The organism is Streptomyces sp. Tue6028 (assembly GCF_002300165.1).
GTDB classification, from domain to species: Bacteria; Actinomycetota; Actinomycetes; order Streptomycetales; family Streptomycetaceae; genus Streptomyces; species Streptomyces siamensis.
Genome location: NZ_MLCE01000002.1, coordinates 34,243 through 47,434 on the forward strand (window position 1 = coordinate 34,243; position 13,192 = coordinate 47,434).

At 70.2% G+C, this 13,192-nt stretch carries 10 protein-coding genes and 2 pseudogenes; 6 read left to right on the top strand and 6 right to left on the bottom strand.

The features are described from left to right. Nucleotides 1-41 precede the first annotated feature (41 nt). Complete coding sequence (locus BKI49_RS00320; protein ID WP_095932103.1) at nucleotides 42-1,685, top strand: GMC oxidoreductase; 1,644 nt, start codon at nucleotides 42-44, stop codon at nucleotides 1,683-1,685. 33 nt (nucleotides 1,686-1,718) lie between these two features. Here BKI49_RS00320 and BKI49_RS00325 read toward each other — a convergent pair whose 3' ends face one another. Further along, the gene (locus BKI49_RS00325; RefSeq protein ID WP_095932369.1) at nucleotides 1,719-2,198 is read right to left on the bottom strand and encodes a carboxymuconolactone decarboxylase family protein; all 480 of its coding nucleotides are present in this window, start codon (nucleotides 2,196-2,198) and stop codon (nucleotides 1,719-1,721) included. 8 nt (nucleotides 2,199-2,206) lie between these two features. Next, nucleotides 2,207-3,280, bottom strand: a complete 1,074-nt coding sequence (locus tag BKI49_RS00330; protein ID WP_095932104.1) for an NAD(P)H-dependent amine dehydrogenase family protein — start codon at nucleotides 3,278-3,280, stop codon at nucleotides 2,207-2,209. Between the two features lie 135 nt (nucleotides 3,281-3,415). Here BKI49_RS00330 and BKI49_RS00335 point away from each other — a divergent pair, with 135 nt between their 5' ends. Further along, nucleotides 3,416-4,036: an L-threonylcarbamoyladenylate synthase gene (locus tag BKI49_RS00335; RefSeq protein WP_095932105.1), complete on the top strand. Its 621-nt coding sequence runs from the start codon at nucleotides 3,416-3,418 to the stop codon at nucleotides 4,034-4,036. A gap of 128 nt (nucleotides 4,037-4,164) precedes the next feature. Here BKI49_RS00335 and BKI49_RS00340 read toward each other — a convergent pair whose 3' ends face one another. Continuing rightward, nucleotides 4,165-6,555 (bottom strand): M4 family metallopeptidase, encoded by a 2,391-nt coding sequence (locus BKI49_RS00340; RefSeq protein WP_179332277.1) that lies wholly within the window; start codon nucleotides 6,553-6,555, stop codon nucleotides 4,165-4,167. A gap of 275 nt (nucleotides 6,556-6,830) precedes the next feature. On the opposite strand from BKI49_RS00340, the gene BKI49_RS00345 reads away from it, so the two are divergent. Next, nucleotides 6,831-7,439 (top strand): hypothetical protein, encoded by a 609-nt coding sequence (locus BKI49_RS00345; protein ID WP_257004555.1) that lies wholly within the window; start codon nucleotides 6,831-6,833, stop codon nucleotides 7,437-7,439. A 141-nt stretch (nucleotides 7,440-7,580) separates the two neighbouring features. Here the strand turns inward: BKI49_RS00345 and BKI49_RS00350 are convergent, their stop codons facing one another. Next, on the bottom strand, nucleotides 7,581-8,423 hold the full coding sequence (locus tag BKI49_RS00350; protein ID WP_095932107.1) for an SMP-30/gluconolactonase/LRE family protein: 843 nt from the start codon (nucleotides 8,421-8,423) through the stop codon (nucleotides 7,581-7,583). A gap of 153 nt (nucleotides 8,424-8,576) precedes the next feature. Here BKI49_RS00350 and BKI49_RS00355 point away from each other — a divergent pair, with 153 nt between their 5' ends. After that, a complete protein-coding gene (locus tag BKI49_RS00355; protein ID WP_095932108.1) occupies nucleotides 8,577-9,134 on the top strand; it encodes a GNAT family N-acetyltransferase in 558 nt (185 codons plus the stop codon). Here the strand turns inward: BKI49_RS00355 and BKI49_RS00360 are convergent. After that, nucleotides 9,095-9,334 carry a DUF6296 family protein gene (locus tag BKI49_RS00360; protein WP_179332278.1) on the bottom strand — a complete coding sequence of 80 codons (240 nt, stop codon included), beginning with the start codon at nucleotides 9,332-9,334 and terminating at the stop codon, nucleotides 9,095-9,097. The genes BKI49_RS00355 and BKI49_RS00360 overlap by 40 nt on opposite strands. 212 nt (nucleotides 9,335-9,546) lie before the next feature. Here BKI49_RS00360 and BKI49_RS00365 point away from each other — a divergent pair, with 212 nt between their 5' ends. Then, nucleotides 9,547-12,279 carry a SpoIIE family protein phosphatase gene (locus BKI49_RS00365; RefSeq protein ID WP_095932109.1) on the top strand — a complete coding sequence of 911 codons (2,733 nt, stop codon included), beginning with the start codon at nucleotides 9,547-9,549 and terminating at the stop codon, nucleotides 12,277-12,279. A 42-nt stretch (nucleotides 12,280-12,321) separates the two neighbouring features. Here the strand turns inward: BKI49_RS00365 and BKI49_RS00370 are convergent. Further along, nucleotides 12,322-12,567 (bottom strand): annotated as a pseudogene (locus BKI49_RS00370) (ABC transporter permease); the annotation flags it as partial. A 219-nt stretch (nucleotides 12,568-12,786) separates the two neighbouring features. Between BKI49_RS00370 and BKI49_RS00375 the strand changes: the two are divergent. Continuing rightward, a pseudogene (locus BKI49_RS00375) lies at nucleotides 12,787-12,885 on the top strand (phosphate signaling complex protein PhoU); the annotation flags it as partial. Nucleotides 12,886-13,192: the final 307 nt, after the last annotated feature.

Consider the following 13,192-nt stretch of genomic DNA (forward strand, 5'->3'; position numbering starts at 1 on the left):
AGTAGAACGTGTTCTCACTCATCTAGAGTGAGGAGCGTCACATGGGTGACACTGTCCAGTACAACAACGAATCCAGGGGTGTTTCGCGGCGAAGATTCATTACTGGAACTGGTTCTATTCTTGGAGCGATGACGCTCGCGGGACATGCCGCCGCGGCGCCACGGAGGTCGCTCACCGCCGCCGGTCCGATCCCCTCAGGAGCCCACGTCCCCGTCCTGGTGATCGGCACCGGATACGGCGGATCCGTCACGGCACTGCGCCTCGCCCAGGCCGGTGTCGACGTACAGATGGTCGAGATGGGCATGGCCTGGGACACCCCGGGCTCGGACGGCAAGATCTTCGCCAACACGACCAGCCCGGACTACCGGTCCTTCTGGCTGCGGACCAGGACGAAGCAGCCCATCAGCAATTTCCTCGGCTTCCCGATCGACAAGAACGTGCCCCGCTACACCGGGATCCTGGACGCCGAGGAGATGGGCGGGATCATCGTCTACCAGGGCCGCGGCGTCGGCGGCGGCTCGCTCGTCAACGGCGGTATGGCCGTCACCCCCAAGCGGGAGAACTTCGGCGCCGTGCTCCCGTCGGTGAACGCCGACGAGATGTACGCGACGTACTACCCGCGCGCCAACGCCGGTCTCGGCGTGGGCACCGTCGACCCGGCGTGGTTCGACAGCGCGGACTGCTACCAGTACGCGCGGGTCGGCCGTAAGCAGGCCCAACGCTCCGGCTTCCCGTTCGTCTTCGTACCCGACGTGTACGACTGGGACTACATGGAACAGGAGGCCGCCGGAACCGTCCCCAAGTCGGCCCTGGCCGGCGAGATCCTGTACGGCAACAACTACGGCAAGAAGTCGCTGCAGAAGACCTACCTCGCCCAGGCCGCTGCCACCGGGCGGGTCACGGTCTCACCGCTGCACAAGGTCACCTCGGTCTCCCCGGCGTCCGGCGGCGGCTACACGGTCCTCATCGACCAGATCAACACCACCGGGGACACCACCGCCACCAAGACCGTGACCGCGGACCGGGTGTTCTTCGCCGCCGGCAGCGTCGGCACGAGCAAGCTGCTGGTCAAGCTGAAGGCCACCGGCGCACTGCCCGGCCTGAACGACCAGATCGGCAAGGGCTGGGGCGACAACGGCAACGTCATGTGCGGTCGCGCCAACCACCTCTGGGACCCGACCGGTGCGCTCCAGGCCAGCATTCCGTGCGGCGGCATCGACAACTGGACCGCAGGGGGCGCGTTCGCCGAGGTCGCACCACTGCCCACCGGCATCGAGACCTTCGCGTCGTTCTACCTGTCCATCACCAAGAACCCGAACCGCGCCGAGTTCTCGTGGAACGCCGGCACGGGCACCGTCGGCCTGAACTGGCAGACCGCCTGGAAGCAGCCGTCCATCGACATGGCCAAGTCGATCTTCGACAAGATCAACGCGAAGGAGGGGACGATCTACCGCACCGATCTCTTCGGCACGTACAAGATCTGGGGCGACCACCTCACGTACCACCCGCTGGGCGGCGCGGTCCTCGACAAGGCCACCGACAACTACGGCCGTCTGCACGGCCATCCGGGCCTGTACGTCATCGACGGCGCGCTCATCCCGGGCAACACCAGCGTCAACCCGTTCGTCACCATCACGGCGCTCGCCGAACGCAACATCGAGAAGATCATCGCCACCGACCTGTAGCGGTGACCGGGCCGACCGAGCGGCCCGGACCCGTCAGTGGGTGGGCAGCACGCACACGGCGTCCAGGCCCAGCACATGGTTGAGCCGGCCGAACGCCAGCCAGGAGCCGATGCTCATGCTCAGCTCCACGATCTCGTGCTGGCTGTAATGCGCGGTCATCCGGGTCCAGAACTCGTCGTCCAGACCGTGGTGATCCAGTGCGTACCGCTCGGCGTACTCCGCGGCCAGCCGGGTGCGGTCGTCGAAGGCGTCGGTGGTACGCCACTGGGTCACCGCGTCGGCGAACTCCTCCTCGACCTTCTGCCCGTCCCGCTCGGTGCGCCAGTCGAGACAGAACAGACACCCGTTGATCTGTGCGATGCGCAGCCGCGCCGCCTCGAACTCACGCAGCCCCAGGGTCGTGTGCTCGTACACCGACAGCGAGAAGTTCGCGGCGGCCATACCGATGCCGGGGACCATCTCGCCCCACACGTAGCCGATCGGTTCCTGGCCCTCGGGAATGTCGATGTGCATGGTCGTGGTCACTTCCTTCCGAGTCGGCCGACTGCGGGACGCAGCGGGACGTCGAGCGCGTCGTAGAGTCCGGGGTCCGCGTCCACCAGCCAGTCGATGGCGCCCACCAGCCGTCCGACGGCGGTGGCATTGCCGCCGGCGGAGCGGTTCTCGCCCTCGTCGGTGGACTCGACGGTCACCTGGATGCGCGGCCGGCCTTCGATGATCACGCGATGGGCGCCGTCGCCGTCGGGCGGCATCGGCCAGTCCGGTGCGCAGGACGGATGGATGCGGGTCACGTGCTCGATGACGATCCTCGGTTCTCCCCCGACGATCCCCTGCACCTCGAACCGCACCGCACCCTGGGTGCCCGCCTCGAACTCGCCCATCGTCCGGGTGCGCACGGTGTCGGTGAGCGCCCGCCGGTCCGTGGTCTCCCGGATCTCGTCGAGTTCGACGCCGAGCGCCCGGGCCATCAGCCGGATCTGCCCGCCCCACACCATGGTGGGAACGGACGGCGCGAGCATCAGCGGCTCGTAGTCCATCGGGTGCCCCATGCCGATGAGCTGACGGACGGAATCCTCCTGGTCGTACGTCGAGTAGTCGAAGATCTCCTGGCAGCGGACGGCGTCCACCGTGGTGCCGAGTCCGCTGATCAGCAGGGGCAGGACGTCGTTGCCCCACCCGGGATCGACACCGGAGACGAAGAGGGAGCCGCCGCCCTCGGCGACGGCGGCGAGCATCGGGTCCCTGAACTCCGGCGGGGCGTTGCGCTGGTCGTAGAGCGGATAGAGAGCCGGGGTGACGACCACCGCGCCGGCGCGGATCGCCCTGCCGATGTCGGCGAGGGCTTCGTCGGGACGGATGTCGCCGGTCGCCGCGTACACCACGGCCCCCGGTGAGCCGGCCAGGACGGCGTCGACGTCATCGGTCGCCGCGACCCCCAGACCGTGGTCGAGTCCGGCGAGTTCGCCCGCGTCGCGGCCGACCTTGCCGGGGTTGTGGACGAGCACCGCCGCGAGTTTCAGAGCCGGGTGCGCCTCGACGGCGCGGATGGCCGCGCGGCCGACATTTCCGGTACCCCACACCACCGTGGAAATCATGCGCGGAGGGTAGCCACAGGACCTCGAGGTTCATAGAGCCGTGAGCGGTGAAATGTCCCGGGCTGTGCGCGGCCGGTGCGTCCGGGCCGTGCGCCGGTCGTCCTGGCGGCTCGGCGGCGGATCTAAGCTCGGTGTATGGCCAAGTACTTCGACGTGCACCCGGAGAACCCGCAACGGCGCATCATCGGCCAAGTGGCCGAGATCGTCCGTTCCGGAGGGCTCATCGCCTACCCGACGGACTCCTGCTTCGCGCTCGGGTGCCAGCTGGGCAACCGGGAGGGGATCGACCGCATCCGCTCGATCCGCCGGCTCGACGAGCGTCACCACTTCACCCTGATGTGCCAGGACTTCGCGCAACTGGGCCACTTCGTACGCCTCGACAACACCACGTTCCGCACCATCAAGGCGGCGACGCCGGGCAGTTACACCTTCATCCTCCCGGCGACGAAGGAGGCGCCGCGCCGGATGCTGCACCCGAAGAAGCGGACGGTCGGGGTCAGGATTCCCGACCATGTCGTCGCCCAGGAGATTCTCGCCGAGCTCGGCGAGCCGCTGCTGTCGAGCACCCTGCTCCTGCCGGACGAGGAGAAGCCCCTCACCCAGGGCTGGGAGATCAAGGAGGAGCTCGACCACGTGGTGGACGCGGTCATCGACTCCGGGGACTGCGGCACCGAACCGACGACCGTCATCGACTTCTCCGGCGGGGGGCCGGAGATCGTCCGCCTGGGTGCGGGGGACCCCTCCCGCTTCGAGTGAGCCTCAGGGCTCGCGGGTGACGGCTCGGCAGCCGGCGCTCCCGGGCCGACAACGCAGAGCCGCGGCGTGGGCCGTCCGCACGGAGGACCCACGCCGCGGCGGATGCGCGGTGGTTCAGGCGGTGCCGGTCAGCTGGTCGTCAGGGCGGTGTCGTCGACGACGAAGCTGGTCTGCAGGGAGGAGTCCTCGACGCCGCTGAACTTCAGCGTGACGGTGGAGCCGGCGAGCGAGGACAGGTCGAAGGTCTTCAGGCTGTACCCCGAGGCCTTGTTGAGGTTGGAGTAGGTCGCCAGCGTCTTCGACCCGGCAGTGACCGTCAGCTTGTCGTACTGGGTGCTGGTCGTGGTCTCCGCGGAGTCGATGTGCAGGTAGAAGGTGAGCGTGGCCTTGCAGCCGCTCGGGATGGTCACCGACTGGGACAGCGTGTCGGTGTTGGTGGTGCCGTAGCCGTCCAACCAGGCCTTGTAGGAACCGCCGTGCGCCGCCTGGCTGCTGGAGTTGGTGATGACGCCGCTGGTCGCGGTCCAGGTGGTGTTGCCGGACTCGAAGCCGGGGTTGCCGAGCAGCTGCGTCGAGGTGCAGGTGCCACCGCCGGAGGAGCTGACGGTCCAGGTGAAGGACGCGGTGCCGGTGGCGCCCGTGCTGTCGGTCACCGTGACGGTCGTGCTGGACGTGCCGGCCGTGGTGGGGGTGCCGGAGATCACGCCGGTGGAGCTGTTGATGGACAGCCCCGTGGGCAGGCCGGACGCGGCGTACGACAGTGCGCCGCTGTTGGTGCTGCTGGCCGAGATCTGCAGGCTCACCGCGGTTCCGACGGTGGAGGACTGGCTGCCCGGGTTGGTGACCGTCACGCCCGAGGACGGCGGTGTGATGTGGCTGCCGACGTTGATGCCCGCGAAGGCGTTGCCCACGCCGGCGTACTGCGTGGAGTTGGTGCCGTACAGCGCGGCGGCGGCGTTGAGCGCAGCGGTGCGGGCGCCCGCGTAGTTGGTGCTGGACGTCATGTACGTCGTCAGCGCCTTGTACCAGATCTGCAGCGCCGCGGCCCGGCCGATGCCCGTGACGGCGACACCGTCGGACGTCGGCGAGTTGTAGGTGACGCCGTTGATGACCTTGGTGCCACTGCCCTCGGAGAGCAGGTAGAACATGTGGTTCGCCGGGCCCGAGGAGTAGTGCACGTCGAGGTTGCCGACACCGGAGTACCAGCTGTCGGCGGAGCCGCCGTCCTTGCTGGGCTTGTCCATGTAGCGCAGCGGGGTGCCGTCGCCGTTGATGTCGATCTTCTCGCCGATGAGGTAGTCACCGACGTCGCTGCTGTTGTTGGAGTAGAACTCCACGCCGGTGCCGAAGATGTCGGAGGTCGCCTCGTTCAGGCCGCCGGACTCACCGGAGTACTCCAGGCCCGCGGTGTTGGAGGTGACGCCGTGGCTCATCTCGTGGCCGGCCACGTCGAGCGAGGTGAGGGCGTGGGTGCCGCCCGATCCGTCGCCGTAGGTCATGCAGAAGCAGTCGTCGTCCCAGAAGGCGTTCACGTACGCCGTGCTGTAGTGGACGCGCGAGTAGGCCGCGACCCCGTCGTTCTTGATGCCGCTGCGGCCGAAGGTGTTCTTGTAGAAGTCCCAGGTCATCTGGGCGCCATAGGCGGCGTCGGCTCCGGCGGTCTGGGTGTTGGAGCCGGACCCGGTGCCCCAGGTGTCGTCGGCGTCGGTCATCAGCGTGCCGGTGCCGGACGTGCCGTTGTTGAGGCTGTACGTCTTGTGCCCGCCGCGTGTGCCGTCGGTCAGCTGGTACGTCGACCCGGACAGCGTGGTGTTCAGGGTCACCGTGCCGCTGTACTGCGTGTTGCCGGTGCCGGTCTGGACGCCCTCGTAGCGGTGCAGCTCCTTGCCGGTGGTGGCGTCGGTGACGACGTGCAGTTTGCTCGGTGTCCCGTCGTCCTGGAGGCCGCTGACGACGGTCTCCCAGGCGAGCCGCGGGGTGCCGGTACCGGCCCAGATCACCTTGCGGGCGCTGTCCGCGGCGGGCTTGTGCGCGTCGAGGGCCTTTGCGGCCTTCAGCGCCTTGCCCGCGGCGGCCGACTTGGTGACCTTCGCCGTGGTGGAGGCGACCTTGATGGCGCGCTTGTTGTTGAAGGTGGTGCTCACCGTGCCGGAGGCCAGGGAGGCGGGCGGGGTGTGGACGACCAGGTCGCCGCCCAGCACCGGAAGGCCGGCGTAGGTGCGTTCGTAGCGGGTGTGGAGGGTGCCGTCCTTGTCCTTGACGACGTCCTTGACGACCAGTTTCTCCTTGGCGCCGAGGCCGAGGGAGTCGGCGGTCGCCGCGGTCCGCTGCGTTGCGTTCTTCAACAGCGCGGTGTGCTGGGCCGGGGTGAGTGCGGCCTCCAGTCCCCCGGTGCGCAGGGGGCTGGTGTGGGGGGCGGGCTTGGCGGCTGCCGGGACCGTCTGTATGCCGACGGCCAGGAAAGCGGCGGTGGCCACCAGGGCTCCGGCCGCGGTCGCCTGACGGGGGATACGTCTCACTCGTACTCCTACTGCTTCGGCCGCGTAGGGGCGGCCGCTGACAGACCGGGCAGACGGGGTTGTGCTGTCCGGACGAGCTGAGCTGGGGCGTGCGGGAACGCGACCGTGGGCAGGCCGGGTGAGGCCTGCGCGACAGGTGGGGGAAGGATTGCACTGTTGACCGATGCATGACATGGCCTTGCGGTCGATCGAGGGGCGATCGAGGGTTATCCCTACGCCCCACCCCTCAGGGACCCTCTCTCCGCCACCGCCCGCCGGGGCAGGACACCCGCGCGATGGCCGACAATCGGCACATGGACGTCCTCGAACTGCTCGAATCCGCCGCGCTGTTGGTGCCCGAGGACCGGGCGTCCGGGAACGACGTCACGATGAGCGACGTGTGGGAGTACCTCGCGGCCGACGATTGGGAGCTCGCCGTCGGTCTGCTGGAGGAGCTGACGGGCACCGGGCCGCTTCCTGTGCCGTTCTGGGAATCGCTCGCCGCTGCCGCCGACGGGCTGCGGCTGGAGCGGAGCGCCGCCTGGTGCCACTGGCGGTGCTCCGAGCTCCGCAACGGCGTGGTGCTGGCCGATCTGACGCTGCGTCCGGCCGCGGAGGGGCCACGCACCGGGCCCGTCCCCGGCGCGGGCGTACTCCGCCCGATGTGGGACCTCGGAGAGCGGACCGCCGATGGTGAGCCGGCGGTCCGCATCGCCGGGATGTGGGTGGAGCGCACCGCCCTCCTGGAACCGGGCGGACAGGGCCGGGTCCGGCTCGTGCCGCTGGTGCCGTCAGGCTGGCTGCACGTCGAGCCGGGTCAGGAGATCACGATGTACGAGACCCGGGTCGCGGCCGGGACCGCGGTCGTCGTGGACGTCCGTCCCCCTGCCGGGCAGGGTGGCTGATCCGCGGGGGACGACAGCGTGTCGGCGCGCAGCCCCTCGCTGCCCGGCGCATCCCTGGCGCGGCTCCCGTAGGCACGCGGCGGTCCGGGGCGCGGGAAGCCGCCTGGAAGCGCGCCGCTCCCCCGCCGTACCCCGCAAGGGTCACGGCCGGCCCGCCCCCGGCACCTCGACCTCGACGGCCAGCACCTGGCCGCTTCCGGGCGTGACCATCTCGGACTCCGTCATCCCCCGCCATTCCGCGGCCACGACGAACAGGGTCGTGCCGTCCGGTCCGCCCAGCGCGCAGGCGAAGCCGCCGCGATCGAGGTCGACGCGATCCAGCACCTTGCCTCCCTCCGCGACGCGCACGCAGCAGCGGTTCGGCACATCGGCGTACCAGACCGCCCGCTGCGCGTCGACGCAGATGCCGTCCGGGGTGCCGTCGCCCAGGTCGGCCCAGACGCGCCGTCCGGACAAGCCGCCGTCCGGGGCGATGTCGAAGGCCAGCAGGCAGTGCCGGTACGAGTCCGCGACGACGAGCGTGGCGTCGTCGGACGTCACCGCCATCCCGTTGGGGAACGCGACGTCGTCGGCGACCCTGCGCACCGAGCCGTCCGGGGCGACCGCCGAGACCCAGCCCGGCCTGAAGTCCTCCCCCGCCATCGGGGCGAAGTCCGCACGGTTCACGTAGGCGGTGCCGCGCCCGTCGATCACGATGTCGTTCCAGCCGGACCTGCCCAGTTCCGCGTACGTGGTCAGCGAGCCGTCGGCCTCGCGGCGCAGCAGCCGCCCCTCCGGCGAGGAGACGAGCACCATCCGGCCGTCGGGATGCCAGGCGGTGCACAGCGGCAGCGACGCCACACGGGCGAACACCTCGGCATGCCCGGCCAGGTCGACGCAGACCACCTCCCCCGCCGTCCAGTCGGAGAAGTACAGCCGGTCGCCGTGCCAGCGCGGCGATTCGAGAAGTCCTCGCCCGTCGAGCAGCGTCCGTACCTCGCGCATCCTCACCACAGCCCTCGTCCGCCACCGGCACGGCGCCGGCGTCTCACCCTCTGAACGAACGCGCACCGGCGGAATCGACAGGTTCCCGCCGCGTGGAGCCGGCCGGCACAAATCCGGTCGCCCGGTGGGTCCGCCGCTGCCTAGCATGACCGGATGCCCGAACTCGAACGCCTCCGCCCCGAACACGCCCCGGCTCTCCTGGAGTTCGAGCGGGAGAACAGGGCGTATTTCGCCGCGTCGATCCCCGACCGCGGCGACGACTACTTCGCCCGCTTCGACGCACGCCACGCCGAGTTGCTCGCCACGCAAGCGGCGGGCCTGGACATCTACCACCTGGTCGTGGGCGACGGCGGCGAGGTCCTGGGGCGGGTCAACCTGGTCGACGTGGCGGACGGTTCGGCCGAACTGGGATACCGCATCGCCGAACGCGCGGCCGGGCGGGGCCTGGCGACGGCCGCGGTGCACGCGGTCTGCTCCCTGGCCGTCGCGGAGTACGGTCTGCGCGAACTGCGGGCCAGGACCACCGTCGACAACGCCGGTTCACGATCCGTCCTCGCCCGTACGGGATTCGTGTCCGTCGGCGACGTCGAGTTGAGCGGTCGCCCCGGGATTCGTTACGTGCGAAAGCTTCGGGACGCCGGCTCCTCGGCACCCCGAAGCCTCCGGCAGATTCAGGGAATCGGTTCGGCGGACGGGTTGCGCGGCGACTGATAGGCGCCGCTCGCCAGCATGCGCACCTCACCCGCCGGGGTGATCTCGGCACGGAGTATGCCTGTGGGATCGCTGTACACCGGGTGGCCACCCGGCCCGAGACTCTCGGTCCGCTCGACGACCACCTCGTCGGTCACGACGCTGGCACCGCCCGATCCCGGATGGGTGAAGGACAGCCGGAAACGGTCCGGGTTCTTCATGACGACCTCCCGCGCTCAAGCCACAAATGCGGGCAAAAACTTCCTTCTCCATCATGCGGCCAGATCCTCGTGAAGGCAGCCCCGCCCCGGCGGCAACAGCAGTTCCGCCCCCGCGACGGAGGGCCGGGCCCGTTGCGCGGACCGGCATCCGCCACCCCTCACGTAGTGTGACGCCTCTCGCCTCCGGGCGCCGGGCAGTGTAGACATAGCACATGGTCGGACTATTGGGTCGAACCCGGGCTCAGTCGACCCGCCGCACCACCACACCGCTCCCTCAGCGTGGGTCGAACGAGGGCAAGCACCGTCGCGGCGCGTCCGCCGGGCCCCGGTCGGCACTCAGTGTGCGCAGTGTCGCCGGACAGGTGTTCGTCCTTCAGGTCGTGATCGTGCTGCTGCTGGTGGTGTCCGCAGTGGTGGCCCTGGTGCTTCAGGTGCGGCACGACAGCACCCAGGAGGCCCGCAACCGCTCCCTCGCGGTGGCCGAGACGTTCGCCAACGCTCCGGGCACCCGGGCGGCGCTGAGCTCTCCCGACCCCACCGCCATCCTCCAGCCGAGCGCGGAGGCGGCCCGCAAGGCCTCGAACGTCGACTTCATCGTCGTGATGAACACCGACGGCATCCGCTACACCCATCCCAAGCCCGACCGGATCGGCAAGAAGTTCGTCGGCACGATCGCGCCCGCGGTGGCCGGCAGATCGGTCGTCGAGGAGGTCAACGGCACCATCGGTCCGCTGGTGCAGGCGACGGTGCCCGTCGAGGACCCGGGGGGCAAGGTCGTGGGCCTGGTGTCGGCCGGCATCACCACGGCGAACGTGGGCGGCGTGGCCGAGCGGCAGCTGCCGCTCGTCCTGGCCTCCGCGGGCGTCGCACTCGCCCTGGCGACCGCGGGTACCGCGCTCGTGAGCCGGCGGCTGCTGCGCCAGACGCGCGGCCTGGGCCCGTACGAGATGACCCGGATGTACGAGCACCACGACGCGGTGCTGCACGCCGTCCGGGAGGGAGTGATCATCGTCAGCGGCGAGGGACGGCTCGTGCTCGCCAACGACGAGGCCAACCGGCTGCTCGACCTGCCCGAGGACGCCGAGGGCCGGCACGTGCTCGACCTGGGCCTCGACGCGGACACCGCGGACCTGCTGGCCTCGGGCCAGGTCGTCACCGACGAGGTGCACCTGGTCGGCGACCGGCTGCTCGCCGTCAACCAGCGGCCCACGGACCTCCAGGGCGGCCCGCCGGGCAGCGTCGCGACCCTGCGCGACTCTACGGAGCTGCGCGCGCTGTCCGGACGGGCGGAGGTGGCACGCGAGCGCCTGAAGCTGCTGTACGACGCCGGAGTGGGCATCGGCACGAGCCTGGACGTGCGGCGGACCGCCGAAGAGCTCGCCGAGGTGGCCGTCCCGCGCTTCGCCGACTTCGTGACCGTGGACCTCGCCGAAGCCGTCCTGAGCGGGCAGGAGCCGGACCCCGTCAACGGTCTGCGCCGCACGGCGTCGGGCGGGATCCGCGGGGACGCACCGCTGTATCCGGTGGGCCACCACATCGGCTTCGTGGCCTCCTCCCCCCAGGCCCACAGCCTGCGCACCGGGCAGGCGGTCATCGAACCCGCCCTCGGCGACGCCCCCGGGTGGCTCGCACAGGACCTCCAGCGCACCGCGCGGGTCGTGGACTACGGAATCCACTCGCTGATCGCCGTACCCCTGCGCGTGGGCCCGCTGATGATGGGCGTGGTCAACTTCTGGCGCTCGGAGAAGCCCGAGCCCTTCGACTCGGAGGACCTGGCCCTCGCCGAGGAACTGGTCGCGCGGGCGGCGGTCTCCATCGACAATGCGCGCCGCTACACCCGCGAGCACACGATGGCGGTGACGCTCCAGCGCAGCCTGCTGCCGCGCAACCTGCCCGAGCAGAACGCGCTCGACATCGCCTACCGCTACCTCCCCGCCCAGGCCGGGGTGGGCGGGGACTGGTTCGACGTGCTGCCGCTGCCCGGCGCCCGGGTCGCCGTCGTGGTGGGGGACGTGGTCGGCCATGGGCTGCTGGCCGCGGCGACGATGGGGCGCCTGCGGACCGCGGTCCACAACTTCTCCGCCCTGGATCTGCCGCCGGACGAGCTCCTCGGCCTCCTGGACGAGCTGGTCGGCCGGATCGACCAGGACGAACTGTCCGAGGAGGGCAGGTCCGCCGTCACCGGCGCCACCTGCCTGTACGCCATCTACGACCCGACGTCCCGGCGGTGCACGGTGGCGCGGGCCGGGCACCCGCCGCCCGCGGTGGTGCGCCCGGACGGCAGTGTGGAGTTCCCGGACGTGCCGGCAGGTCCGCCGCTCGGCCTCGGCGGCCTGCCGTTCGAGACGGCCGAGCTCGACCTGGAGGAGGGCAGCCGGCTGGTCCTCTACACGGACGGCCTCGTCGAGGACCGGGAACGGGACATCGACGAGGGCCTGGAACTGCTGCGCACCTCCCTGGCCGGCGCGGACCGCTCGCCCGAGGAGACCTGCCGCGCCGTGCTCCACGCGCTGCTGCCCGCCCGGCCGAGCGACGACATCGCGCTGATCGTCGCCCGTACCCACGCCCTGGGCGAGGACCGGATCGCCGACTGGCAGGTCCCCTCCGACCCGGCGGCCGTCGGCGAGGTGCGCGCCTCGGTGACCCGCCGACTGGCGGAGTGGGGGCTGCAGGAGATGGAGTTCACCACCGAGCTAGTCCTGAGCGAGCTGGTCACCAACGCGATCCGCTACAGCGACGGCCCGATCCGGGTCCGTGTGCTGCTCGACCGCACGTTGATCTGCGAGGTCTCCGACGGGAGCAGCACCTCACCCCATCTGCGCTACGCGGCGTCCATGGACGAGGGCGGACGCGGCCTGTTCCTGGTCGCGCAGCTCGCCGAACGCTGGGGCACCCGCTACACGCCCGACGGGAAGGTGATCTGGGCCGAGCAGCCGCTGCCGTGACCCGGCGCCGTGGCGTGCGCCGGGTACGCGGTGCGGACCCGCTCAGCGGGCCAGCCGGCCGAGCAGGGACGAGGCGGACAGGATGCCGAGCGCCGCGGCCACGACCAGGACGCCGTAGTCCAGGGCTAGGTGGGCGTGCGTGCCGAGCAGCAGTCCTCGCAGGGCGTCGACCTGGTAGCTCAGCGGGTTGACCATGCTGACGCCCTGGAGCCAGCCGGGCATGACGGCGACCGGGTAGAGCGCGTTGGAGCCGAAGAACAGCGGCATCGTGATGGCCTGGGTCAATCCCGGTCTACAAGTTATTCCGCCCGGTGACGCGATGGCCGACGTCCAGTCGCGATCACCAGCGAGGGACCGCACGAACTATGCGGAGCTTGGCAGACCGACGTGACTCATCAGGCTGAGCCAGCCGCGGGATCCGCCGCTGCGCGTGGGCGTGACCGGTAGCCGATGCATGTCAGGTGGGGTGCACAGAATCGACAATGGACTCAGGCTCAAGCGGCCAACGAGCGGTTCGCCGACCATGCGGTTTCGGTGGACCAGCGTGTGGTCTACCTGGTGACAGGCGAACATGCAGACGAGCTCCCCACAGACACGCTTGCGTGACCATCGGCGAGGGTCATGCGTGCCCAGCCATCGGCGGGCGTGCTGTCGGCAGTCGCAGCCGTGAGCAGGGCGGACGTTGCCTGGCTTAGCTGCCCGTCGATGACATGGTGTGAGGCGTTCTCGAACGTTGACTCTCGGATTGTGACGGCCGCCGACGGGAGGCAGGGTGGTCTTGAGAGCGATTGGGCGAGGAGTAAGGCGCACGGCCCCTCACCGATGTGGCCCGTGGCTTGTCCTCATCGCGAAGCAAGTTGTGTGGACCGGAAACTGGCGAACTTGGTCACCGAACGAGCGGGTCGGTACACGG

Excerpts from the sequence above, each read along its gene's own strand:
- BKI49_RS00320 (WP_095932103.1), top strand. The coding sequence starts at position 42 with ATGGGTGACACTGTCCAGTACAACAACGAATCCAGGGGTGTTTCGCGG.
- BKI49_RS00325 (WP_095932369.1), bottom strand. The coding sequence starts at position 2,198 with ATGCACATCGACATTCCCGAGGGCCAGGAACCGATCGGCTACGTGTGG.
- BKI49_RS00330 (WP_095932104.1), bottom strand. The coding sequence starts at position 3,280 with ATGATTTCCACGGTGGTGTGGGGTACCGGAAATGTCGGCCGCGCGGCC.
- BKI49_RS00335 (WP_095932105.1), top strand. The coding sequence starts at position 3,416 with ATGGCCAAGTACTTCGACGTGCACCCGGAGAACCCGCAACGGCGCATC.
- BKI49_RS00345 (WP_257004555.1), top strand. The coding sequence starts at position 6,831 with ATGGCCGACAATCGGCACATGGACGTCCTCGAACTGCTCGAATCCGCC.
- BKI49_RS00350 (WP_095932107.1), bottom strand. The coding sequence starts at position 8,423 with ATGCGCGAGGTACGGACGCTGCTCGACGGGCGAGGACTTCTCGAATCG.
- BKI49_RS00355 (WP_095932108.1), top strand. The coding sequence starts at position 8,577 with ATGCCCGAACTCGAACGCCTCCGCCCCGAACACGCCCCGGCTCTCCTG.
- BKI49_RS00360 (WP_179332278.1), bottom strand. The coding sequence starts at position 9,334 with ATGAAGAACCCGGACCGTTTCCGGCTGTCCTTCACCCATCCGGGATCG.
- BKI49_RS00365 (WP_095932109.1), top strand. The coding sequence starts at position 9,547 with ATGGTCGGACTATTGGGTCGAACCCGGGCTCAGTCGACCCGCCGCACC.